Annotated in this window: 18 protein-coding genes and 2 tRNA genes; 2 read left to right on the top strand and 18 right to left on the bottom strand. The window is 65.7% G+C overall.

What is annotated here, in order from left to right:
- Window positions 1-137: 137 nt before the first annotated feature.
- The 4 genes from B3349_RS16185 to B3349_RS16200 form a co-directional block, all read right to left on the bottom strand.
- Window positions 138-3,029 (bottom strand): ribonucleoside-diphosphate reductase subunit alpha, encoded by a 2,892-nt coding sequence (locus B3349_RS16185; RefSeq protein ID WP_291590289.1) that lies wholly within the window; start codon window positions 3,027-3,029, stop codon window positions 138-140.
- Window positions 3,030-3,558: 529 nt separating this feature from the next.
- Complete coding sequence (ampD, locus tag B3349_RS16190; protein WP_291590292.1) at window positions 3,559-4,140, bottom strand: 1,6-anhydro-N-acetylmuramyl-L-alanine amidase AmpD; 582 nt, start codon at window positions 4,138-4,140, stop codon at window positions 3,559-3,561.
- Between the two features lie 160 nt (window positions 4,141-4,300).
- Window positions 4,301-4,534 (bottom strand): PP0621 family protein, encoded by a 234-nt coding sequence (locus tag B3349_RS16195; RefSeq protein WP_291590293.1) that lies wholly within the window; start codon window positions 4,532-4,534, stop codon window positions 4,301-4,303.
- Complete coding sequence (locus B3349_RS16200; RefSeq protein ID WP_291590295.1) at window positions 4,531-5,328, bottom strand: cytochrome C assembly family protein; 798 nt, start codon at window positions 5,326-5,328, stop codon at window positions 4,531-4,533. The genes B3349_RS16195 and B3349_RS16200 overlap by 4 nt, the downstream gene beginning before the upstream one ends.
- A 360-nt stretch (window positions 5,329-5,688) precedes the next feature.
- Between B3349_RS16200 and ffh the strand changes: the two genes are divergently transcribed.
- Window positions 5,689-7,080 carry a signal recognition particle protein gene (gene ffh, locus B3349_RS16205; RefSeq protein ID WP_218333549.1) on the top strand — a complete coding sequence of 464 codons (1,392 nt, stop codon included), beginning with the start codon at window positions 5,689-5,691 and terminating at the stop codon, window positions 7,078-7,080.
- Window positions 7,081-7,521: 441 nt separating this feature from the next.
- Here ffh and flhC read toward each other — a convergent pair whose 3' ends face one another.
- From flhC to B3349_RS16245, 8 genes are all read right to left on the bottom strand, one after another.
- Window positions 7,522-8,064, bottom strand: a complete 543-nt coding sequence (gene flhC / locus B3349_RS16210) for a flagellar transcriptional regulator FlhC (RefSeq protein WP_291590296.1) — start codon at window positions 8,062-8,064, stop codon at window positions 7,522-7,524.
- A gap of 45 nt (window positions 8,065-8,109) precedes the next feature.
- Window positions 8,110-8,436 (bottom strand): flagellar transcriptional regulator FlhD, encoded by a 327-nt coding sequence (flhD, locus tag B3349_RS16215; protein WP_066537563.1) that lies wholly within the window; start codon window positions 8,434-8,436, stop codon window positions 8,110-8,112.
- Window positions 8,437-9,166: 730 nt separating this feature from the next.
- Window positions 9,167-9,243 (bottom strand) — tRNA-Met (locus B3349_RS16220).
- 199 nt (window positions 9,244-9,442) lie between these two features.
- Window positions 9,443-9,519, bottom strand: a tRNA-Met gene (locus tag B3349_RS16225).
- A gap of 26 nt (window positions 9,520-9,545) precedes the next feature.
- The gene (locus B3349_RS16230) at window positions 9,546-10,325 is read right to left on the bottom strand and encodes an enoyl-CoA hydratase (RefSeq protein WP_291590298.1); all 780 of its coding nucleotides are present in this window, start codon (window positions 10,323-10,325) and stop codon (window positions 9,546-9,548) included.
- A gap of 121 nt (window positions 10,326-10,446) precedes the next feature.
- Window positions 10,447-12,372, bottom strand: coding sequence for a M61 family metallopeptidase (locus B3349_RS16235; protein ID WP_291590300.1), 1,926 nt, complete (start codon window positions 12,370-12,372; stop codon window positions 10,447-10,449).
- 85 nt (window positions 12,373-12,457) lie between these two features.
- The gene (locus B3349_RS16240) at window positions 12,458-13,171 is read right to left on the bottom strand and encodes a DsbC family protein (RefSeq protein WP_291590301.1); all 714 of its coding nucleotides are present in this window, start codon (window positions 13,169-13,171) and stop codon (window positions 12,458-12,460) included.
- 94 nt (window positions 13,172-13,265) lie between these two features.
- On the bottom strand, window positions 13,266-14,387 hold the full coding sequence (locus B3349_RS16245; protein ID WP_291590302.1) for an FAD-dependent monooxygenase: 1,122 nt from the start codon (window positions 14,385-14,387) through the stop codon (window positions 13,266-13,268).
- A 106-nt stretch (window positions 14,388-14,493) separates the two neighbouring features.
- On the opposite strand from B3349_RS16245, the gene B3349_RS16250 reads away from it, so the two are divergent.
- Window positions 14,494-15,387 (top strand): MOSC domain-containing protein, encoded by an 894-nt coding sequence (locus B3349_RS16250; RefSeq protein ID WP_291590303.1) that lies wholly within the window; start codon window positions 14,494-14,496, stop codon window positions 15,385-15,387.
- A 10-nt stretch (window positions 15,388-15,397) separates the two neighbouring features.
- Here the strand turns inward: B3349_RS16250 and B3349_RS16255 are convergent, their stop codons facing one another.
- From B3349_RS16255 to B3349_RS16280, 6 genes are all read right to left on the bottom strand, one after another.
- Window positions 15,398-16,624 (bottom strand): multidrug effflux MFS transporter, encoded by a 1,227-nt coding sequence (locus B3349_RS16255; protein WP_291590880.1) that lies wholly within the window; start codon window positions 16,622-16,624, stop codon window positions 15,398-15,400.
- A gap of 133 nt (window positions 16,625-16,757) precedes the next feature.
- Complete coding sequence (bcsG, locus tag B3349_RS16260) at window positions 16,758-18,323, bottom strand: cellulose biosynthesis protein BcsG (RefSeq protein ID WP_291590304.1); 1,566 nt, start codon at window positions 18,321-18,323, stop codon at window positions 16,758-16,760.
- Between the two features lie 115 nt (window positions 18,324-18,438).
- Window positions 18,439-21,060: a UDP-forming cellulose synthase catalytic subunit gene (gene bcsA / locus B3349_RS16265; RefSeq protein WP_291590305.1), complete on the bottom strand. Its 2,622-nt coding sequence runs from the start codon at window positions 21,058-21,060 to the stop codon at window positions 18,439-18,441.
- Window positions 21,057-21,824: a cellulose synthase operon protein YhjQ/BcsQ gene (locus B3349_RS16270; RefSeq protein ID WP_291590306.1), complete on the bottom strand. Its 768-nt coding sequence runs from the start codon at window positions 21,822-21,824 to the stop codon at window positions 21,057-21,059. Before B3349_RS16270 ends, bcsA begins: the two co-directional genes overlap by 4 nt.
- Window positions 21,815-22,012, bottom strand: coding sequence for a hypothetical protein (locus tag B3349_RS16275; RefSeq protein WP_291590311.1), 198 nt, complete (start codon window positions 22,010-22,012; stop codon window positions 21,815-21,817). Before B3349_RS16275 ends, B3349_RS16270 begins: the two co-directional genes overlap by 10 nt.
- A complete protein-coding gene (locus tag B3349_RS16280) occupies window positions 22,009-23,805 on the bottom strand; it encodes a BcsE family c-di-GMP-binding protein (protein ID WP_291590313.1) in 1,797 nt (598 codons plus the stop codon). The genes B3349_RS16275 and B3349_RS16280 overlap by 4 nt, the downstream gene beginning before the upstream one ends.
- Between the last annotated feature and the right edge of the window lie 3 nt (window positions 23,806-23,808).

Below are 23,808 nucleotides of genomic sequence, written 5' to 3' on the forward strand. Positions count from 1 at the left end.
CGGCCAACGGGCACGTTGCATTCCGCCGTCGCCGGGGGGGCATGCCGCCCCCGAGAGGTTCGCCCGCTCTGGCGCCTGGCGCCAAAGCGGGGAGGCACTGAGCGCTGGGCGCCCGGTGCGCCGGGAGACGCCTCCCGTTACTGGCAGGCCTCGCAGCCGGGGTCGTCGATCGCGCAGAACTTGATGTCCGTGGCCGGAGCCTGCTGGGCGCGGGCGGCGGCTGCGGCTTTTTCCAGCGCACTCATGGAGGCCATGGCCGCAGGGGCATTCGCCGACACGGCATTCAGCACACGGCTTTGGACCGTGGACTTCTCCACGTGGGTGGCGCTGATAGTGCGCAGATAGTAGGTGGTCTTCAGACCACGCTGCCAGGCCAGCAGGTAGGTGTCGTGCAGCTTCTTGCCGGATGCGCCCGCCATGTAGATGTTCAGGCTCTGGGCCTGGTCGATCCACTTTTGGCGGCGGCTGGCAGCCTCCACCAGCCACTGGGGTTCCACTTCGAAAGCGGTGGCGTACAGCTGCTTGAGGTCGTGCGGCACGCGCTCGATGGGGCGCAGCGAACCATCAAAGTGCTTCAGGTCCATGACCATCACTTCGTCCCACAGGCCCAGCTTCTTCAGGTCACGCACCAGGAACTGGTTGATGACGGTGAATTCGCCGGACAGGTTGGACTTGACCGACAGATTACCGAACGAGGGCTCGATGGAGGCGTCCACCCCCACGATGTTGGAGATGGTGGCTGTGGGTGCAATGGCCACGCAGTTGGAGTTGCGCATGCCGTCGGCCTGGATCTTGGCGCGCAGCGCTTCCCAGTCCAGACGTACGGTGCGGTCCACGTCCACATAGCCGCCGCGTTCCTTTTCCAGCAGGTTCAGCGAATCCAGCGGCAGGATGCCCTGCGACCACAGCGAGCCCTGGTAGCTGGAGTAGGTGCCGCGCTCCTTGGCCAGCTCGGTCGATGCCCAGTAGGCGTAGTAGCAGACCGCTTCCATGGCGGCGTCGGCAAACTCCACTGCGGCCTGGCTGGCATAGGGGGTGCGCATTTCATACAGCGCATCCTGGAAGGCCATGATGCCCATGCCCACCGGGCGGTGGCGCATGTTGGAGTCGCGGGCCTTGTCCACGGCGTAGTAGTTGATGTCGATCACGTTGTCCAGCATGCGCATGGCCGTGGTGATGGTCTTGCGCAGCTTGGCGTGGTCGATGGCGCCGTTGGTGATATGGCGTGCCAGGTTCACGGAGCCCAGGTTGCAGACGGCGGTTTCGCTGTCGCTGGTGTTGAGCGTGATTTCCGTGCACAGGTTGGAAGAGTGCACCACGCCCACATGCTGCTGGGGCGAGCGGATGTTGCAAGGGTCCTTGAACGTGATCCAGGGATGGCCGGTCTCGAACAGCATGGACAGCATCTTGCGCCACACATCCACGGCGGGCACGCGCTTGAACAGCGTGATCTCGCCGGTCTGGGTCTTGGCTTCGTAGGCGGTGTAGGCCTTCTCGAAAGCCTGGCCGAACAGGTCGTGCAGCTCGGGCACGTCGGAAGGCGAGAACAGGGTCCATTCGCCGTTTTCCACCACGCGCTTCATGAACAGGTCGGGAATCCAGTTCGCCGTGTTCATGTCGTGGGTGCGGCGGCGGTCATCGCCGGTGTTCTTGCGCAGTTCCAGGAATTCTTCGATGTCCAGGTGCCAGGTTTCCAGGTAGGCGCAGACGGCGCCCTTGCGCTTGCCGCCCTGGTTCACCGCCACCGCCGTGTCGTTGACCACCTTCAGGAAAGGCACCACGCCTTGCGATTCGCCGTTCGTGCCCTTGATGCGGGCGCCCAGGGCGCGCACATTGGTCCAGTCGTTGCCCAGGCCACCTGCAAACTTGGACAGCAGCGCGTTTTCCTTGATGGCGTCGTAGATGCCACCCAGGTCATCGGACACGGTGGTCAGGTAGCAGCTTGACAGCTGTGAACGCAGCGTGCCGCTGTTGAACAGCGTGGGCGTGGAAGACATGAAGTCGAACGAGCTCAGCAGTTCGTAGAACTCGATGGCGCGGGCATCGCGGTCGGACTCCTGCAGTGCCAGGCCCATGGCCACACGCATGAAGAAGCTCTGCGGCAGCTCGATGCGCGTCTTGCGCACGTGCAGGAAGTAGCGGTCGTACAGCGTCTGCAGACCCAGGTAGTCGAATTGCTGGTCGCGTTCTGCCTTCAGTGCCTTGCCCAGGCGGGGCAGGTCGAACTTCAGCAGCTCGGGGTTGAGCAGCTCGTTGTCCACGCCCTTCTGGATGAAGCCGGGGAAGTAGTCGGCATAGGCCGCGTCCATGTCGGCCGGCTGCACATCGCGGCCCATGACTTCGCGCACGATGGTGTGCAGCAGCAGGCGGGCGGTGACATAGGTGTAGTCGGGATCGGTCTCGATCAGGGTGCGGGCGGCCAGGATGGCGGCCTTGTAGACCTCGGCCAGCGGCACGCCGTCGTACAGATTGCGCAGCGTCTCGCTCAGGATGGGCGCAGCGGAGATATCGGGGTTCAGGTTGCGGCAGGCGGCTTCAAACAGGGCCTGCAGGCGTTCCTGGTCCAGGGGCTGGCGCTGGCCGTTGTCGGTCACGTGCAGCGTGGGCTTGGGGGCTGCAGCGGCAGCCGCTGCTTCCTCGGCCTTCTTCTTGGCGGCGGCACGTTCCTGGTTGCGGGCTTCGCGATACAGCACATAGGCGCGTGCCACATCCTGGTGACCGCCACGCATCAGACCCAGTTCCACATGGTCCTGGATGTCTTCGATGTGGAAGGTACCGCCGCCCGGACGCGAACGCACCAGGGCGCGGATCACGGCGTGGGTCAGGCTGTCGACGGTTTCGCGCACGCTGGCGGAAGCAGCGCCCTGTGCTCCGCGCACGGCCAGGAAGGCCTTGGTGGCGGCGGTGGCGATTTTCTGCGGGGCAAAAGGCACGACATCGCCATTGCGGCGGATCACCTGGTAGGTCTCCAGCGCTACCTGGGTGGTCGTGGGCTGGTCGGCAGACAGGGTATTCGGTGCGTCTTGCATGGGTTCCTCTTGATTGGGATGGCGGGGCCGACGGCTGTGGGGCCCTGCGTCTGAATGCGGTAGTTGCAACAAGATGTTGCACACTAGATGTAGTGTTCAATCGATTGTCGAGCACTAGGGGTAGTGTACTGCGCAGGCCTGTGCTGCCAAGCCGGAAGCGGGAAAAAATCTGTGGCGCCAGGGGCTTGACACGCTGGCAGCGCCCGCCCGCTGGTGCTTTGCCGGCGAAAGTCCGCAGGCCATGCGGGGTGGCAGGCCATGGCGCCGGGCAATGGCGCACCGGCATTGTGTGCACCGGTGGTCCGGGGGCGTGTCTGCCGACCGGGCGTCGCGTTTTGGCTGCAGCCTGTGGTCAATGGGGATTGACGCCGCGCATGGGGGCGAAAGTCTGCCCGCCCATGCCGTCACGGCGCGCTGTGGCATGGGTGTGGGTACGCACCAAGCAGAAGGAGAAGGCGCCGTGGCGGGCGGTGCGCGGCATGGGCACAGCGCAATGACCTTGCTGGCGGCGTGGAACGCACGCAGGGGGCTACGCCGGCGGAAACTGCCAATCCGGGTGGTGGGCCTGCAAGGGGTGCTGCAGGCGCGGCCAGTCAAAACCGGGGCCGGGGTCCTGCTTGCGGCCGGGGGCAATGTGCTCGTGGCCGGCGATGTGCTGCAGCGGGTAATGCTGGCCAATGGCTTCGCTCAGCTGCAGCAGGCTGGTGTACTGGGCGTCTTCAAAGGTCAGGCCTTCCAGGCCTTCGAGCTCGATGCCGATGGAGTCGTCATTGCAGTTGCCGCGCCCGCGCCAGCAGGACTGGCCGGCATGCCAGGCACGCTCGTTAGCACTGACAAACTGCCAGATCCGGCCTGTGCGCTCGATGAAGAAATGCGAGGACACCTCCAGCCCGCGAATGCCCTGGAAGTAGGGGTGGGCGTCCCAGTCCAGCTGGTTGGTGAACAGCTGCTGCACGCAGCCGGTGCCAAACTGGCCTGGCGGCAGACTGATGGAATGCACCACCAGCAGATCGATCTGCGCCTGGGCAGGGCGGGGGCCGAAATTGGGCGAAGGCAGGTGGCGCACGCCGGACAGCCAGCCGTCACGCCACACAGGAGGGTCAAAGTCCATGGGAAGGAGGGTCTGCCGCTTCGGGCGCCAGGGGAGTCTGCAAACGGTTCACACGATAGCGCATTTGCTGCCACCCCAAACCCGGGCGGGATGCCGCTGCCAGCAGGCGGTGGCAGGGGCCTTCCTGCCCGTCAGGCGCGGGCCCTGGTGTTCACCGGGTTCAGGAGCGGGGGCCGAGCTTGCGGTGCGCCTCGCAGCAGTAGGGCTGCTGCTGTGCATCGCTCAGGGCATCGCGCTGCGGCAGGTGCAGGCCGCAGTGGGCGCAGGCCACCATGGGCTGGGGCGGCGCGAGCGTGGGCTGGGACGGTGGCGCCGGGGGGCGCAGCGACTGGCGCTGCTTCTTCCAATACAGATAGAACACCGCCACCACGGCGATCACCAGCAGGTATTTCATTGCAAGCGCCCCAGCACCACTTCCAGCACAAAGCGCGAACCCACATAGCCCAGCAGCAGCAGCAGCGCGCCGGCATAGATCATGCGCACCGCATGGTTGCCGCGCCAGCCAAAGCGGCCGCGGCCCACCAGCAACACGGCAAACACCAGCCAGCTCAGCAGTGAAAAGATTTCCTTGTGGCCCCAGCGCCAGGCGTGGCCGTAGAGCTGCTCGCCAAACAGCCAGCCGGCCAGCAGCGTGGCCGTCAGCAGGATGAAGCCGGCCGTCACAAAGCGGAAGGTCAGCCGCTCCAGCAGCAGCAGCGGCATGCCGCTGTCGGATTCGGCGCCGGTGCGCATGCGCTGCTCGGCCTGGCTCATCAGTGCGCCGTGCACCACGGCGGCGGCAAACAGCCCGTAGCAGGCAATGCCCAGCGCCAAGTGCAGCGGCAACCAGGCCGAGGCCTGGACATGCAGCGGGTGGCCGGGAAACACCAGGGCCAGGCCCACGGTGACGGCGCCCAGTGCGGCCAGCACCCAGCGGGCCCGCATCTGGGGGAACAGCTGCTGTTCCACGGCGTACACCGTCAGCATCAGCCAGGCCGTGATGGACAGTGCCGGCGCAAAGCCAAAATGGGGTGGGCTGTTCAGCAGGGTGAAGACCAGCGCCAGGCCGTGCAGCACCCAGGCGCAGCGCAGGGCCAGCCGGGCCTTGGCAGGCGTGAGGTAGCGTATGCCTAGCGCAGGCACGGCATAGGCCAGGATGGCGGCCATGGACATGCCCCAGCCAGGCAAGGAAGAAGGGGTCGGAACCATATCTGGATGATAGCCGTCGGCGTAGCTGCTGCGCCGGTGTGCGGGCGCAAGTCAGCATCAGAAATGCGGCCAAGCGCCGCAGAAAACCACAGTTTGTCCGCCGGGCGGGGGTGTGGCGCCGGCGCCCATGGGCGCATTGGTTCGCTCCATGCCGCCCCGGATGGCTGCGGCGTTCCCCTGTGCGCGGCAGTACAGGGGTGGGGCATGTAAAATTGGTGCTTACGCCCGGGGGCGCACGCGCGTCCACGTCCTTTGCCGCTGGTTTGGCCTGCGACAAAGGATATTTCCCCGGCCTTGCTGCGCAGGCACCTTGCCTGCCTTGGCAGCAGCACGACACACTATTCCCCGGAACAGACAGCTATGGCATCCGCACTCACCGACAAACTCTCGCGACTCGTCAAGGAGATGCGGGGCCAGGCCCGCATCACCGAATCCAATGTGCAGGACATGCTGCGCGAAGTGCGCATGGCCCTGCTGGAAGCCGACGTGGCCCTGCCCGTGGTGCGCGACTTCATCGCCCGGGTGAAGGAAAAGGCGCTGGGCCAGGAGGTGCTGGGCAGTCTGAAGCCCGGTCAGGCCCTGGTGGGTATTGTGAATGCCGAACTCTCCGCCACCATGGGCGAGGGCGTGGCCGACATCAACCTGAATGCCCAGCCGCCCGCCATCATCCTGATGGCCGGCCTGCAAGGTGCCGGTAAAACCACCACCACGGCCAAACTGGCCAAGCACCTGATCGAAAAGCGCAAGAAGAAGGTGCTGACGGTCTCGGGTGACGTGTACCGCCCTGCGGCGATCGAACAGCTCAAGACCGTCACGGCCCAGGCCGGCGCCGAATGGTTTCCTTCCACGCCCGACCAGAAGCCGCATGACATTGCCGTGGCCGCGCTGGACTACGCCAAGAAGCATTTCTTCGATGTGCTGCTCGTGGACACGGCCGGCCGCCTGGCCATCGACGAGCTGTTGATGGCCGAAATCAAGGACCTGCATGCCACCTTGAAGCCGGTTGAAACCCTGTTCGTGGTCGATGCCATGCAGGGCCAGGATGCGATCAATACCGCCAAGGCCTTCAAGGAAGCGCTGCCGCTGACCGGTATCGTGCTGACCAAGCTCGACGGTGACTCGCGCGGTGGTGCCGCCCTGTCGGTGCGCCAGATCACCGGTGCGCCCATCAAGTTTGCCGGTGTGTCCGAAAAGATCGACGGCCTGGAAGTGTTCGATGCCGACCGCCATGCCCAGCGTGTGCTGGGCATGGGGGACATCGTGGCCCTGGTGGAGCAGGTCACCAAGGGCGTGGACATGGAGGCCGCGCAGAAGCTGGCCGAAAAGGTCAAGAGTGGCGACGGGTTTGATCTGAACGACTTTCTGGCCCAGATCCAGCAGATGAAGCAGATGGGCGGTCTGTCCACGCTGATGGACAAGTTGCCCTCCGAGCTGACCGCCAAGGCTGGTGCCGTGGACATGGACAAGGCCGAGCGCGAAATCAAGCGCAAGGAAGGCATCATCTGCTCCATGACCGCCAAGGAGCGCAAGAAACCCGAAATCATCAAGGCCACCCGCAAGAAGCGCATTGCCGACGGCGCAGGCGTGCAGGTGCAGGAAGTCAACCGCCTGCTCAAGGAGTTCGAGCAGATGCAGACCATGATGAAGAAGATGAAGGGCGGCGGCCTGATGAAGATGATGAAGAAGATGGGTGGCATGAAAGCCATGAAGGGCATGATGGGTGGCGGCGGCATGCCCAAGCTGCCGTTCTGAGCCTTCTGGCTGCCTGTGCTGTCCGCATGGCAGCGCGGTGTGTGTACCAGGCGCCTGCAACAGGCGCCTTTTTCATGCCCGCTCCGTGCGGGTCTGCAGTCTGTGCTGCCGTGCCGAGGCGGGTGGCAAGGTCGCGTTCCGGCATGAGGCTGCCGCGCAGCCCATGTACCTTGGACTGCCGTGGGCCGCCTGCAGGGCCGCAGGTGGTGGGGGTGCGGCAGTCCGGCGCCTTGGCGGCATCGGCGCTTGCGTCGGATTCGGGAAGTGGGTGCGGGGCCGTGGTGGTGGTGTTTGTGCGGCAACGGGCGCATGCGGCACGCTGGTGGTGGAGCGGGGCGACAGCCTTCCCCCGTTTCAGGCAGCCATAAAAAAACCGCCCGGTCTTGCGACGGGGCGGTATGAATCGGAAAGCGTTGAGTTTTCCAAAGGGGAACGGGTGAATCAGTGGAGCATCAGCGCACCGGCGCTCTTGCTCTTGCCGGCGCGGGCCGGCGGGTTGCACAGGCCGCATTCGTAGTGGCGTGCATTTTCATAGGGTTCGGTCACAAACATGCCGGAGCACTTGGAACACTTGGTGCGGGTCAGCATATTGGCGTCCACGAACTTCACCAGGCGCCAGGCGCGGGTGAAGGACAGCATCAAATCCAGGCCAGCGGCTTCGATCTGCTCGCTGTAGAGGCGGTAGGCCTTGGTCAGTTGCTCCACCGAATCCAGATCCACGCCCTTGGACAGGTATTCGTAGATGTTCAGGAACAGCGAGCTGTGGATGTTTTCTTGCCAGGTCAGGAACCAGTCGGTGGAAAACGGCAGCTGTCCTTTGGACGGCGACTTGCCTGCGATTTCCTTGTAGAGGCGGATCAGGCGCTCATACGACAGCGTGGTTTCGGACTCGAGCACCTGCATACGTGCGCCCATGCCGATCAGCATGGCAGCGCGTTCGATCTGCTTGGACTCGTTCAGCACGCTCTTGGTGGTGGTGGCCATGGTGGTTTCTCCGTGTGTGGTTGCGTGGGGCAATCAGCGTGTGCCTTACAGCACTTCGGAGACGCGGCTGGCCATCAGGATGTTGGCGTGCAGCGTGTTGGTGGCTTCGTTGCCGATCTTGTTGCTGCTGTGGTTGGTCAGCAGGCTCCAGACCAGCTCGTCGTCCACACGGAAGCTGCACAGCAAGGTGTTGCGGGAGGCGAGCTTCAGAACTTGTGCGGCGGAGAGGGCACCCAGGATGTCGCAGGCGTCTTCGTTGAGGCCCAGACGGAACACGGCTTCTGCCTTGTCTTGGCGGATCAGGGTTTGCGCCAGCATCAGGTAGGTGAGATTGGCTTCACGGATCTCGGCGAGCAGTTGGTCGTTGTTCATTGGGTGTTCCTTTCCTTTGGAGTCCAGTCAAAAGTGATTGGTCTTTCAGGTCGCTGCGGTCTTGCGCTGTTGTCGATCTGATGGAATGGATTGTGAAGAACCCAATGGGGGAACTGAAGTCAGGGTGCGTCGGTGCGCGGAGTCTGGTTCCCTTACCTTGCGTGTAGGAATTTATCTGACAAGGCGGTCATCCTTATTGCGTTGACAGGGACAGACTGTACCGGCTCGTAGCGCACATCGATACGTGGATAAATGTTACAAAAAGACGTCAATCCAGCGGATGCGCTCTTTATGTAGCTTTGCGAAATCACTGAGATGGCGACCCGTTGTACACCTGGGTGAATATCGCAAGCTATTGAAAATGAAAGAATTTATTGTTTTTTGGGGTGCCGCTGCGGTGGGAGGAGCGAGCTGGCGGTTATTGCAAACACCATCCGCCGAGATAAACCTGTCACACGACTTGTAACGTCTGATGATCCAGTCCGTCACCGCCGGCATGCAGGCCGGCGCGGTTCCCTGGATCGTCTGCAGGTGCTGCATAAGCCAGGGCTGTAGTCCATTGCTGACAAACGGCAGCCGGTGTAGACGGTGCCCAAAGCGCTGCGCCGGTGCTGGAGGCGCTTGCCGGAATGCCGACGTGCCGGAGGGCGGTGGTGTCTGGCTGGGGCGGGTAGGCAGCACACGCAAGAAAAAACCCACAGGGCTTGCGCACTGCGGGTTTCGGGTGTCATGGTGGTCGTAGTGGGACTTGAACCTACGACATCAGCATTATGAATGCTGCGCTCTAACCAACTGAGCTATACGACCGACAGGGCGCGATTCTAGGGGGAAAAAAGGAGGCCCCGCACGAAAGTGGGCAATTTTTTGTGTTCGGTCGCCGCCGAACTTGCGGAGCAGCCCGGGCTGCATCGCAACCTCCTTGCCCGGAGGTTTTTCGCCAGAGCATGGGACATGCCCGGGCAAAGAAAAACCCGCAAGGCTTGCGCATTGCGGGTTTCAGAGATTCTGGTGGTCGTAGTGGGACTTGAACCTACGACATCAGCATTATGAATGCTGCGCTCTAACCAACTGAGCTATACGACCGACAGAAAGAAATTATATACCAGCTTTTATTGGTTGGTAAAGTTCGCCGGACGCTTGTTCAGGAAAGCGTCCATGCCTTCCTTCTGGTCCTGGGTGGCAAACAGGGAATGGAACAGGCGGCGCTCGAACATCAGGCCGTCGGAGAGCTGGCCTTCATAGGCGCGGTTCACGGCTTCCTTGGCGGCCATCACCGTGATCTGCGAGAAGCCGCTGATGGTGATGGCAGCGGCCAGCGTCTCTTCCATCAGCTTGTCCAGCGGCACCACGCGGCTGACCAGACCGCTGCGCTCGGCCTCGGCGGCGTCCATCATGCGGGCGGTCAGGCACATGTCCATGGCCTTGCTCTTGCTGATGGCGCGCGGCAGGCGCTGCGTACCACCGGCGCCGGGGATCACGCCCAGCTTGATTTCGGGTTGGCCGAACTTGGCGTTGTCCGCGGCGATGATGAAGTCGCACATCATCGCCAGTTCGCAGCCGCCGCCCAGGGCAAAGCCGCTGACGGCGGCGATCACGGGCTTGCGGATGCTGCGGATGGTTTCCCAGTTGCGGGTGATGAAGTCACCGCGGTAGGCATCGGCAAAGCTGTACTTGGCCATGGCGCTGATGTCGGCGCCTGCCGCAAAGGCTTTCTCGCTGCCGGTGATGATCATGCAGCCGATCTTTTCGTCCGCCTCGAAGGCCTTCAGCGCCTCGCCCAGCTCGTTCATCAGCTGGTCGTTCAAGGCATTGAGCTGCTTGGGGCGGTTCAGGGTGATGACGCCGACTTTGTCCGCTTCGACGCGGACTTCGATGGTTTCGTAGGCCAAGGGGCTATCTCCGTAGGTATGTTGGTAGGGCGGGCGGATGAAGAAACTATACCCAAGCCGCCCGTCCGTACTGTCACCTACGGCCAGACCCTGAAGCAGCGGCGCTGGCAGGCCCGCCGTTTCACTGTGCCGCCAGCCATTTTGCGGCCACGGCGGCATCCTGCATGCCCAGCTTGACGTTGGCAGGCGTTTCCGTGTCGGGCGCTGCTGGCGATTTGCCCGCGCGTTTGAGCGCCGGTCTGGCGGCAGCCTTGGCCGCGGCCGGCAATTGCAGCGACAGTCGCAGCAGCTGGTGGTCGCGGGCGACCAGGGCCGTCACCACCTCGCCCGGGCGGGTGTAGAGCGGCAGGTCCTGCAGCTTGCTCAGGCGCCAGCCATCGCCGCCTGCGCGTTCCACGCCCAGCCATTCGTCACCGGCCATCAGGCCTGCCTGCTCGGCCAGGCCGCCGCGCAGCACGGTCTTGATCAGCACGCTGTGCTTGTCCTGCACGCGCAGGCCCAGTTGCTGGGCCAGGGCCGGGCGGTCGGCTTGCAGCACCACGCCGTGGGCGGCCAGCAGTTCGGCCAGCGGCAGCTCGCCGGTGCCGTGCACCCATTGGGCGATTTCGGGTTCCCAGCTGCGGCCCGTCAGCTCATGCAGCACGGCCAGTACATCGGCCTCGGCCATCGGACCGCCGTGGCAACGGGCCCACAGGCCGCGCATCACCTGGTCCAGCGTGACCGGGCCTTCGCGGCGCAGTGCCAGGTCCAGGCACAGGGCCACCAGGGATCCCTTGGTGTAGTAGCTGACGGTGGCGTTGGCGGTGTTCTCGTCCTGGCGGTAGTACTTGACCCAGGCGTCCCAGCTGGACTGGGCCACGCTCTGAACCTGGCGACCGGGCGTTTGATGCACCTGGTTGATGGTCTTGGTCAGCAGGGCCAGGTACTGTGCGTTGTCGATCAGCCCGGCACGGCGCAGCAGCAGGTCGTCGTAGTAGCTGGTGAAGCCTTCGAAGAACCACAGCAGCTGGGTGTAGTTCTCGGCGTTGTAGTCGTAGCGGGCAAATTCGGCCGGGCGCAGGCGCTTGACGTTCCAGGTGTGGAAGTACTCGTGGCTGATCAGGCCCAGCAGCGTGGTGTAGCCTTCAGGCTGCTTGCCGCCTTCGCCCAGGGCGCTGGCGCTGCGCGGCAGGTCGCGCCGGCCGCAGATCAGCGCGGTGGAGTTGCGGTGTTCCAGCCCGCCGTAGTTGTCGTCGGTGGCGTTGAGCATGAACACGTAGCTGCGGTGCGGCGGCTTCTTGCCCTTGCCGTGCCAGAAACGGATTTCCTCTTCGCAGATGGTCTGGGTGTCGCGCAGCAGCTTGTCGCCGTCAAAGCTGGCCGGGGCGCCTGCCACCACAAAGCGGTGGGGCACGCCACAGGCGGTAAAGCGGCCCTGCCAGAACGCACCCAGTTCCACGGGGCAGTCCACCAGCTCGTCATAGTCGGCCGCCAGATAGTGGCCAAAGCCCTGGGCATCCACCGCGTGGGGCGTCAGGCCCGTGGCCAGTTGCCAGTCGGCCGGGGTGGCGGCAGAGCGGGCGATTTCCAGCGCATGCGGGGTGCGTTCCTGGCCATGCACGCGCAGCAGCAGGCTGGTGCCGTTGAAAAAGCCGCGCCGGCTGTCCAGCCAGGCGGTGCGCACCGAGGTGTCATAGGCACAGACCTGCCAGTGCAGCTCCACCGGCTGGCCAGCCTTGCAGTCGAGCTGCCAGCGGTGCTTGTCCAGCTGCTGCACGGCGATGGCCTTGCGGCCCTGGGTCGCTTTCAGCCCTTGCAGGTTCTTGGCGAATTCGCGCACCAGATAGCTGCCCGGAATCCACACCGGCAGCGACAGTTGCTGGCTGGCCTGGGGTGCGGTAATGCGCAGGCGCACGGCAAACAGGTGGGCGTGCAGGTCCAGGGCTTCCACCCGGTACTGCAGCGGTGCATGGGGTGGCTCCAGGGCTTGGGTGGACAGGGCGTGCGGTGCCGCTGTCGGCAGCTTGGGTGCCGATGGAGAGGTGTTTGGGGAGACGGATGGGGACATGGCGGCATCGGCAATAGAGGGCGGCGTGCCTGGCGGCCACGCCGCAAAAAAGGACAGGGCCTGCACGGCGGCAGGCCCCGGGGGCTTAGCGTTTGGCGGCGGCGAGGCGTTTTTCCACCTCGGCAGCCGGGATGGCTCCGGGCACGCGGCTGTTGTCTTCAAAGATCAGCGTGGGGGTGCCGGTGATCTTGTGTTTCTTGCCCAGGGCCAGGTTGCGCTGCAGTGCCGTCACATCGCAGCTGGCGGCGGCCGGGGCCTTGTCGCGCAGCATCATGTCGTGCCAGGCGGTGACCTTGTCCTTGGAGCACCAGATGTTGCGCGACTTCTCGGCCGAGTCCGGGCTCAGGATGGGGTAGAGGAACATGTAGATGGTGACGTTGTCCACCTTCTGCATGTCGCGCTCGAAACGCTTGCAGTAGCCGCAGTTCGGGTCTTCGAACACGGCCAGCTTGCGCTCGCCCTTGCCCCGCACGACGGTGAAGGCATCCTGCAGGGGCAGGTCCTTGAACTGCACCTCGGTCAGCTTGGTGATGCGGTCTTCGGTCAGATTGCGGCGGGCCTTGGTGTCGATCAGCTCGCCCTGGATCAGGTAGTTGCCCTTGGCGTCGGTGTAGAACAGGTCGGTACCGATGCGCACCTCGTACAGGCCCTGCATGGGCGTGGGGCGGATCTCGTCGATCTTGTCCAGCTGCGGAATGCGCTCGGCCAGGGTCTTTTTCAGATTGGCGTCCTGGGCATGGGCGCCCAGGCCCAGCGTGAGGGCGGCGGCGACAAGCAGGGCAGAGGGAATCAGCTTCATGGATACAACCGTGCAATAAGAGGCAAAAACAAAGGGTTGGGGTGACCTGGGCGGCAAAGGTTCCCCGGTCAGCGCCGGGAGGCGCCCTCCAGGGTCACAGGCCCATGGCCTGGCGGGCCATCCAGTCCTTGAGCGGGCCGCTGCGCTCGAACGCCTGCATGCCCCAGTTGCGCAGCGCCTGCAGCGGCGCTTCGGGCCGGCTGAACAGTTGCTGCAGCCCGTCCATGGCCAGTCCCATCGGGGCCAGGCCGGCCTTGCGTTCGCGCTCGTAGCGGCGCAGCAGCTTGCTGTCGCCGGTGCTGCGCCAGGCGTCGCGCTCCTGCAGGATGCGCGCCAGGGCCTGCACATCGGCCAGGCCCAGATTCAGGCCCTGGCCCGCCAGCGGGTGCACATTGTGGGCGGCGTCGCCGGCCAGCACCCAACTGGCGGCCGGGTTGCCGGGCTGCACACCGCTCCAACGGCGGGCCACGGCCTGCTGCAGCGGCCAGGTCAGGCGCGGGCCTTGCAGTTCCAGCGTGCCCAGGGCGTGCTGGCTCAGCTCCTGCAGCCGGGTGGTGAAATCGGTGGGCGCCGCGTCTTTCCATTGCTGGGCGGCTTCGGGTGCGGTGGACCAGACCACGGCCACGGTGTGGCCTTCGGGTCCGTCCAGCGGCAGCAAGGCCAGGATGCCGTCGGCGCTGAACCACTGGCGGGCCACCTGGCCATGGGGCTTTTCGCAGACCAGGCGCGTGGCCAGGGCGTGCTGTGGGTAGGGGGTGACGTCGAATTCCACGCCGAATTCGCTGCGCGTGCTGCTGGCACGGCCTTCGCAGATGGCGGTCAGCGGGGCGTCCACCGGGCGGTCGACCACTTCGACCAGCGGTTGGTAGCGCACGGCTTCGACCAGGCGGTTTTCCAGTGCCGGCACATCGACGATCCAGCCCAGGGCATCGACCGACTGGGCACCAGCATCGAAATGCACGCTGCCGCCTTCATCGCCGAACACTTCCATGTGGCGCAGAGCGGTGGCGTGGACGGGATCGGGCCAGACCCGCAGCGATGCAAGGAGCTGCCTGGAATTGGTGTTGAGCGCATAGGCACGCACATCGCGCGCTGCGTCAGGGGCTGGCGGGGTGGCAACCAGGGCGACACGCAGCCGCTCGCGCGCCAGCAACAGGGCCAGGGTGCGGCCCACAATGCCGGCCCCACGGATACATACGTCAAAGGATTGCGCCATGGCCTGCATTGTAGGAGGGCGGCGCCGGCCCCCGCTGGCGTGCTGCCATGTTCCAATCACCCGCGGGACCGGGCAGACCGGGGTCAGATCAGAAGGAGACGAAAAAATGGCAGCAGCATCATGGGATGCGGTGGAGACTTCGGCCGATGTGCAGGGCCGCATCGGCCAGCTGTGGGTGTACCCGGTCAAATCCTGCGCCGGGGTGCAAGTGCCCTCGGTGCGGTTGGACGCTACCGGACTGGCCCAGGACCGGGAATGGATGGTGGTCGACCCACAGGGCGTGTTCCTGACCCAGCGCAGCCACCCGCGCATGGTGCTGATCCAGCCCGAGCTGCTGGATGGCGGTCCCGTGCTGGCGCTGCAGGCTCCGGGACAGCCGCGCCATGTGGTGCAGCCGCCGGCCGATACCGCCCTGCGGCAGGTGGAGGTGTGGGACGACCGCGTGGCCGGCCACGACCAGGGCGATGCTGTGGCCCGGTGGCTGAGCGACTTTCTGGGAACGGACTGCCGTCTGGTGCGCTTCGACCGCAGCCGCCAGCGACCGTGCAGCCCCAAATGGACGGGCGAGGTGGCCGCCAGCACCTTTTTTGCCGATGGTTATCCGCTGCTGGTGACCACCACGGCGGCAGGCACCGAGCTGGCCGAACGTGTGCAGTCTGCCGGTGGTCCGCACGTGGACCTGCTGCGCTTTCGTGCCAACCTGGTGCTGGACGGCCTGGAGGCCCATGAGGAAGACCATCTGGCCCAGCTGCACATCCGCACCACGGGCGGGGTGGTCACGCTGCGCCCGGTCAAGCCCTGCACGCGCTGCCCGATTCCGGACATCGACCCCGCCACTGCCGCAAGCAGCCTGGACGTGAGCACCGCGCTGGCGGCCTACCGTGCCGATGCGCGCATGGACGGCGCCATCACCTTTGGCATGAATGCCATCGTGCTGCAGGGGGCCGGCCTGGTGCTGGAAGCTGGCCAGCCCATGGTGGGCGAGCTGGCGTTCGACTAGGACGGGCGTTTCACGCGGCCGTGCGGCCGATCTCCGGCCAGCGGTGGTGCAGATAGATCCACGACAGCAGGCCGATGGCCATCAGCGCGGCCGAAGCCAGGGCCAGTGCTGCGGTGGAATGCATGACCAGCGGAGCCAGCACGCCGGCCACCAGGCCGTTGGCGGTCGAGCCCACCACGGCCTGCAGCGAGGACGCCAGTCCCCGGCGCAGCGGGTACAGGTCCAGTACCAGCAGCGTGACCACCGGCACCATCAGCGACCAGCCGAACGCGTAGATGCCCACTGGCAGCAGTGCCCAGCCGACATGGGCCGGCAGCAGCAGATTGGCCACCACATTGGCGATGGAGACCACGGTCATGATCAGCAGGCCGTGACGGATCTGTCGTTTGGGCGCAATGCGCCCGGCGAGCCGGCCGCTGACCCAGGCACCGCCCATGATGCCGGCAATGGTCAGCAGGAACAGCCAGAAGAACTGCGTGGGGCCCAGGCCAAGGTGGTCGCCCAGAAACGCAGGGGCCGACAGCACGTAGAGGAAAAAGCCGTTGAACGGCACGCCGCTGGCCAGGGCCAGCAGCAGGAAGCGCGGATCGGTGCAGAGCTCGCCATAGCCGCGCATCAGGTGGCGTACATCAAAGGGCTGGCGCTGGCTGGCATGCAGCGACTCGGGCAGTTGCCGCCAGTTGACGGCCAGCAGCACCACGCCGATGCCCGTCAGCAGCCAGAAGATGCTGGCCCAGCCCAGGTGCACGAACAGCCAGCCGCCCATGATGGGGGCGATCGCCGGGGCCACGCCGAAGAAGATGGTGATCTGGCTCATCACCCGCTGGGCCTCGGTGGGCGGGAAGATGTCGCGCACGATAGCGCGCGAGACCACCACCCCTGCGCCGGTGGACAGGCCTTGCAGCGCGCGGAAGAACACCAGCTGGCCGATGTCCCGCGACAGCGCGCAGCCGGCCGACGCCAGCGTGAACACGGCCAGACCGCCCAGAATCACCGGACGGCGGCCAAAGCTGTCGGCCAGCGCTCCGTGGAACAGGTTCATGAAGGCAAAGCCGAACAGATAGGCCGACAGCGTTTGCTGCATCTGCAGCGGCGTGGCATCTAGTGCCCGCGCGATGCCCGAGAACGCGGGCAGGTAGGTGTCGATGGCAAAGGGCCCGAGCATGCCCAGCACGGCCAGCAGCACGGCAAGGGTCCAGCGCGGACCACGCCACAGGGTATCGGCATGGGGGTGCATGGGGAGTGTCACAGGGGAGAACAGTCCTGCAGTGTGCCAGCAATGGCCACTGCCGGCAGCCCGGACGGCGACAGCCCTGCACCCGGGCGGCGCGCTGCATGCCACGGCATGCGGCACCCGGCGGTAGCGCAGCTCAGGGCTGGTAGGGCACCCATGTGGTGGTGCCTTTGGAGCGCATCCAGTAGCGCTGGTCGGGCATGCGCAGCATGGTGACGGTTTCGTTGTCGGTCACGAAATCGGTGCCGGCCATGGCCTGGCTGCGCGCTTCCAGCGCCGGGGCTCCGGCCTGGAAGGGGGAGTTCAGGAACATGCCGTTGAGCAGGGTGAACAGGTCCACATAGCTCACCGGCTTGTCCACGCGCACCTGGGGGCCGGCAGGGGTGGGCGTGTTGAGCAGGTACACCAGGGTGGGGACCAGGGTGATGCGCGGCGTGGGGATTTCGCGCATGCCGGGGATCTGCATGCTGTCGCCGCGCAGGTTGGCACCGTGTTCGGGCAGCATGATCAGCACCGTGGGGCGACCGCTGGCCGTGAGTTCCTGGGTGAAGCGGGCAAAGTCGTCCAGCACTCGCTGCAGCCGGGGTTTGTAGGTGGCCATGCTGGTGCTGGCGCTGGCGTCCGGGGCATGCACACCGTCGTGCAGGGTGATGGAGTTGTAGTACAGCGCCACCGGGGCCTTGCTGTCCGTGGTCTTGCGCTTCTCCAGCCACTGGTGGAGGGTGCCATAGTCGCTGTAGATCGTGCTGTTGTCGAAGCTGCGGTAGGCGGCCGGGGCCCCTTGGTTGGACTGCAGCTTGCCCCGCAGGCCGCCGCGTTCTTCCAGTTCCTTGGCGAAGTTGTCATAGACGCCGTCGTGGTTCAGCAGGCCCTGGGCCTGGTAGCCCACGCCTTCCAGGGCCGGGAAGACATAGCAGCTGTTGTCCAGGCCCTGGTACAGCCCTTCGTGCGTGGCCTGGCCGCACATGCCGTGCAGCAGGCGCAGCGACGCCGGGCCGCTGTAGCTGGAAGCGCTGTTGAACTGGCTGAACACCATCTGCGCCTGGGTCATGAAGGGGTGCTCGGCCAGTCCCACATGGGTCATGTCGTCCCAGGCCAGCGAGCAGACATGCAGCACCACCACATCGAATGCGCTGGCGGGCTGCTGCAGTATCACCTTGCGTTGCTGCTCCCGGTCGAAAAAAGCGGTCAGCATGCTATCGGGTGTCAACGTGGTGCTGTCGGTGCTGCCTCCCGGAGCGGTGGGCACCGATGCGGCCGCTGCCGCCATGCCGTTGCGTGGCTGCTGGGCGGTTTGCCAGGCCGTGTGCAGGCCCACGCCGAGAATGCCCAGAATGGCAAATGTGGCAAAACGGATGCGTGCGGACAGGATGACGTACACCACCAGGGCGGCAGCCAGCCCCAGCAGCAGTTGCCAGCTGACCAGTCGGCCGATCAGCTCCAGCATGTAGCGGGTGCTGAAGCCGGCAAGCAGGTGGGCCTGCGAGAAGGCTCGCGCCAAGCCGGGAAGGCCGCTTTCGGCGTGCAGCAGCAGCAGGGCACAGAGAGCTCCTGCCACCGTGCGCAGACGCAGCCAGTGCAGCTTGCGCACGGGCCAGAACACCCAGATGGCCAGCAACAGGTTGGGAAGCCACTGCATGTGCAGGTGGCCGGTGAAATGCAGGACCGTCTTGGCCAGGAAGTAAAACGCCCAGAAGCTCATGGCAATACCTGCGCTGTACGCGCTTGCGGCGCGGCAGCGAAACACCCGCCGCAGCCCAGGCTGCCGGCAACAGGGCGACGGTTGGAAGGGGGGGAGGGGGACAGCACGCAGTTCTTCATGGCGCATGCACCTGTGCCGCCTGGTAGCTGGCGTAGTTCAGCGGCGTGTGCGCAGGCGCAGGCGACGCAGTGGGCACCGGAGCGGGCGCCTTCCACAGGCCGCGCAACTGGCCAAACAGGTACGCCAGTAGCACGCGGTAACCCTTGCCGCTCATCTGCAGCATGTCGCGCAGCGTGTGGGCACTGTTGTTGGCTTCATAGCTGTTGCTCCAGCCTTTCCAGGCTTCGGCACGGGCGAAGGTGCATTGCACCAGCGCGATCTGCTGCTGGTGCGTCATTTCCCCAAATTGCAGGCCCAGGAGGCCCTCGCTGTTGTGCGAGGTGACCTGGGCCGGGAAGGTGTGTTCCTGTCCCTGGGACCACAGGCCCACGTCGATGTGCATGCCCGCGCTGATGGCCTGGCCAGATGCCAGCCGCAGTCCCAGTCCGCTGAGCGAGAAGTCATGGCACTGCGCGGGCAGGGTGTGGCCGGAGGGCAGGTACAGCACGGTCTGCAGCTCGGTGGCCACACGGTGCATGCGTCGCACCTGCCGGGTTTCGCCGGCCACCCCCATGGCCGCGCCCAGCATGAAGACGCTGTAGAGCGTCCACACCAGGTTCAGCAGCAGGGCCACGGTATCGCGCTGCTCGGAAAAGAACAGGTGCCACAGCCCGAACAGCAGGGCGGACAGGTTCAGCAGCACCAGCAGCACATAGGGGCGCGAGATGTGGCTGTCGAAATAGGCCTCTTCCACCAGACCGCCCTTGGCGGTGACATTGAACTTGCCCAGCTTGGGCGCGAGCAGCGCCACGGTCGTGGGCAGGGTGATGTACCAGGCCAGCACGGTCTCGTACACCTCGGCCCAGAACGTGTGACGGTACGGGCCCTGGATGTGGGCGTTGGCGATGGTGGCCTGCACGACGTAAGGGATCAGATAGAGCAGCAGCAGCATCGACGAAGTGGAGATGATGTGCAGCCCGAAGAACAGGTAGGCCATGGGGGCGGTCAGAAAGACCAGCCGCGGCAGCCCGAAGAAGAAGTGCAGCATGGCGTTGCCATAGCAGATGCGCTGCCAGAGATCCAGGCCCTTGCCGAGGAAGGGGTTGTCCACCCGGAAGATCTGCGCCATGCCGCGTGCCCAGCGGATGCGCTGGCCGATGTGGGCGGACAGGCTTTCTGTGGCCAGGCCGGCGGCCTGGATGTCGCGGATATAGGCCGTGCGGTAGCCGCGACGGTGCAGCTTGAGGGCGGTGTGGGCGTCTTCGGTCACGGTTTCCACGGCAATGCCCCCCACCTCCATCAGCGGGCCACGCCGCAGCACGGCGCAGGAGCCGCAGAAGAACGTGGCGTTCCAGAAGTCGTTGCCATCCTGGATCAAGCCATAGAACAGTGCCCCTTCGTTGGGAACGCGGCGGAAGGTGCCGAGGTTGCGCTCAAATGGGTCAGGCGAGAAAAAATGGTGCGGCGTCTGCAGCATGGCGCACTGCGGGTCGCGCTGGAACCAGCCCACGGCGGTGCGCAAAAAGCTGTTCACCGGGATGTGGTCGCAGTCGAAGATGGCCACCAGTTCTCCGTGCGTCATGGCGAGCGCGTGGTTGAGGTTGCCGGCCTTGGCATGGCGGTTGTCGGGGCGGGTAATGTAGTCGACGCCGAACTCTTCGGCAAAGCTGCGTACTTCCTCGCGCTTGCCGTCGTCCAGGATGTAGATGCGCAGCTTGTCGGCCGGCCAGTCCAGGGCCAGCGCGGCCAGCACGGTGGGACGCACGACTTCCAGCGGTTCGTTGTAGGAGGGGATGAAGACGTCCACCGTCGGCCAGGCATCCGGCTCGCCCACCAGCGGGGCGGGCCGGCGGTGCAAGGGCCAGGCGGTCTGGATGAAGCCCAGCACGACGACCAGCCAGGTGTAGGCCTCGGCCGCCAGCAGGCCATAGCCCAGCAAGGCCTCCAGCCAGGTATCGAAGGTCAGGGTGTGGCTCAGCCGCCACCAGGCATAGCGGCCCATGGCGACCAGGCTGATGGTGGCCAGGGCCAGCGCGGCAAATCGCCCCTGGATCTGGCGCAGCACGATGGACAGCATCCATGCCAGAACCAGAAAGATGAACTGGCCGTAGCCATTCATGGGAGTGGTGATGACCAGCAGGATGATGACGCCGCCCAGGGCCAGCACGATCTGCGGCATACCTTTGCGTTGCAGCACCGGAGCGACCAGCTGTTCGGCCTGCGGGCCCAGTTGCCACCGGTCCACCCGCCTACCCAGGGCACCCAGCAGCCGCAGCAGCTGGTTCATGGGCCAGGCCAGCAGATGCCAGACCGTCGCCAGGATCCGGTGCAACAGCCAGCCGGTGGTGTGCAGCACCCAGATGATGGCGCGCATGGCCGGGGTCAGGGTGCCCGGGGCCGGGCCGGGGCGGATGACCAGACGCAGCAGCCACTGCCAGGGGCTGGCGTGGCGGGGAACACCCAGATGCATTGCCAGCCATTGCAAAGGGTCGGGCGCTTCTTCTGCCGTGACCGGTTGCCAGGCCGTGGCGGCGGAGCGATAGACAAACAGACGCCACACCCAGGACCCCAGCTGGGCCGGCCGGTCGACGCGCAGCTGGTTGGCCAGCCACGCCAGGGTGTGCTGTCCCCGGCTCATGCGGGCGCCACCGATGGGGAGGCCAGCCACAGGTGCAGGCTGTGCGCCACCCCTTGCAGGTCGTGGGAGGACAGTGCGTGGGGCGCGTACAGCTGTACCGGGCTGTCCTGGCTCCAGCTTTGCGGTATGGCCTCGTCTTCATGGACCACATCGTCCAGCAGATGTTCCTTCCAGTGCGCGTGCAGCAGGGCGATGCCGCGCTGGTGACTGGGGCGACGGGCATCGACACGGCAGGTCAGGATGCGGAACCGGTCAGGTCCGGCCGCCGTGGGCAGGGCTGCATGCAACGGTGTCAGGGCATGGACGCTGTCCAGCGCCGGTGTCGTGCAGCACAGCACCGCATCTGCGATGGCCAGCGCCTGCCAGGCCAGCGCCGAAGTGGGCGGCCCCACGTCGGCGATGACCAGGGTGTCCTCCGGCAGCGCCAGGGCCTGCAACTGGGTGTGCAGCCATTGGGGGTTGTCCAGCCACTGCTGTGACAGCTGCAGTTGCTGCGCCATGCTGTGGGGTCCATAAGGCATGAGCAGCAGACCATTGGCCGCAGCGACGGCGCAATCGCCCCACCACCGGCCTTGCGCTGCAGGTGCCGCCCAGCCGCTGTGTCCGGGGTAGGGCAGTCCCAAGTGCACACCCAGCTGGTTGCGGGGATGCAGCTCCAGCGCCAGGCAGGCACGGCCCATGGTCTGCAGCATCAGCGCCGCATGGGCTGTGACCGTGGTGCAGCCCGCGCCACCGGCAGCCGCCGTCAGTGCAATCAGTCGCATGCAGGCCCTTTCTCGGAAGCGGCCGGAGCCGGGGGCAGCGTGGGCGCATAGGGTTGCAGGTAGCGCAAGCGCTTGTGCCGGAGCTTGAGCCGGGCGCGCGTCGGCCGGCGCAGGGGGAGGTGCCGGGCCAGAAAGACCGCCAGTGCGATCCCCAAGGCCATCCACAGCAGGAAAACCCAGATGCTCATGGTGCTCCCTCCTGCGTAGCGGGCCGCCTGCCCAGCGGGTGGGCCTGCCAGGTGAGGGCGGCAGCGGGTGCGGGCGCCGGAGATGCCGCTACCGCCGGCAAAGGCTGGGCGGTGACCGGGGGCACGATGGCGGTTGCAGCGGAGCCCGCGGTTGCACGCTCGCGCGCAGCTGCGGGCTCCGCACCGCGCATCTGGCTGTAATCCGGCAAGGGGTGCTGTTCGTTCTCTTCCATCAGCAGCCTCAGCTGCTGTGCGATGCCGGGCAACTGGATGTGGGTGGTCTGGCTGCTGAACAGGTTGGTCGACGGTGTGTAAAACAGCCGTTCGATGGTGGGGTCCACGTCCACCTCGCGGCAGGTATAGAGGAACAGCCACAGGCTGTGCGCGTCGGCGGTCAGCAGATCGCCGGAGCGGGTACCGCAATAGGCCTTGAGGGCCATGCTGTGCGAGACATGCGGCAGCAGATGAAACTGGACCATGGCATGGTTCAGATCCTGGCGCTGTGCGCGTTCGAGCATGTCGCGCACCAGCGCGATGAAGCGGGAAGGCGGCTGGTAGCCTTGCTCAGGTACCGGCAGAAAATCGGCCAGGATGGTCTTCCAGTCCTGCTGCAGGTCGCTCATATAGACCTGGTCGCGCATTTTCTGTACCTGGCGCACGACGCGTGCCATGCGCATTTCGGCGTAGAACACTTCGTTGGCGCCCAGCTGCAGCAAGGCCCGCTCGTGGTGGGAGCGCAGTTTGGCACTGGTTTCACGCACGGCAATTTTCAAGGTCGGCGGGTGCGTGCTGCGCAAGCGGTGGACCAGGGTCGCCAGGGCTTCAAACTGTTCGGGCGCGCCCGCATCCAGCAGCACCGTGGCACCGATCGCAGACTGCACGGCGCTTTCCGCCGCCTGCCAGTTGTCCACGGCATTCCAGTGCTGTGGGAGCGCACGCAGCTCGTTCAGACAGGCCTGCGTGGCATAGACCACCTCGGCATCCGGTGCCTGTGCCAGGCGTGCGGTCGAGCCGCGCACGATGCTGCCATTGGCACGCAACAAGCCGTCGGGCGCGGGCTCGAGCCCGTAGCGTGTGTTGAACAGCGCGCCCTGCGGGCTGTCCCAGCGTTCCAGCACCAAGCCGGGTTCGGTGGCGTGTACTTCCAGGTGCGCGGCATACAGAAAGCTGCGGGCCAGTGCGCTGATGATGGAGCGGATATGGGGCTGGCCCACTTCCACGGTGAAGCACCAGACCGATGCCCGGTGGCGCTGGCGGGCCCAATGCACCCATTGGCCGCTCATGCGTTCCAGGTGGACCAGGCGGGTGCGCTGCAGCAAACCCGTCGCATTGGTGCACAGCAGTGCATGGTGTGGCCGCAGCCCGGCGGTGTGCAGCTCGGACAGCAGCTCGGCCAGCCGGCGTTGGGCGATGTGGGCCTGCGCCTCCAGCGGCAGTATCCAGGGCTGGATGCGTCCCTGCTGCAAGGCCTCCTGCAGATCAGGGGGGGCCAGCAGCCGGTCCATGGCCTGGGGTGTGTCGGCCACCACAAACACGCCCCGCGCGCTGGCCAGCAGGGAGCGCAGCAGCTGCTGCTGCCAGCGGTGGAAATGGGCATCGTCCGGGCCGGTGATGGCCGTGTTCATCCGGGTGGGCAGGGCGGCGATGCGCTCGGGCAGGCCCTCCACGGCCAGCGTGGCGGGCGGGCGCTTGGCCGCCGGCGCACGCGGGCCGCCGGGCAGGCGCCGCCAGGTCAGCAGACGGCCGATGCGTGCCGACAGGGTGTTGCTGGAAGAAGGGGCGGATGCAGGCATGGC

The sequence above is a fragment of the Comamonas sp. UBA7528 genome, assembly GCF_002479375.1.
Taxonomy (GTDB): Bacteria; Pseudomonadota; Gammaproteobacteria; order Burkholderiales; family Burkholderiaceae_C; genus Comamonas.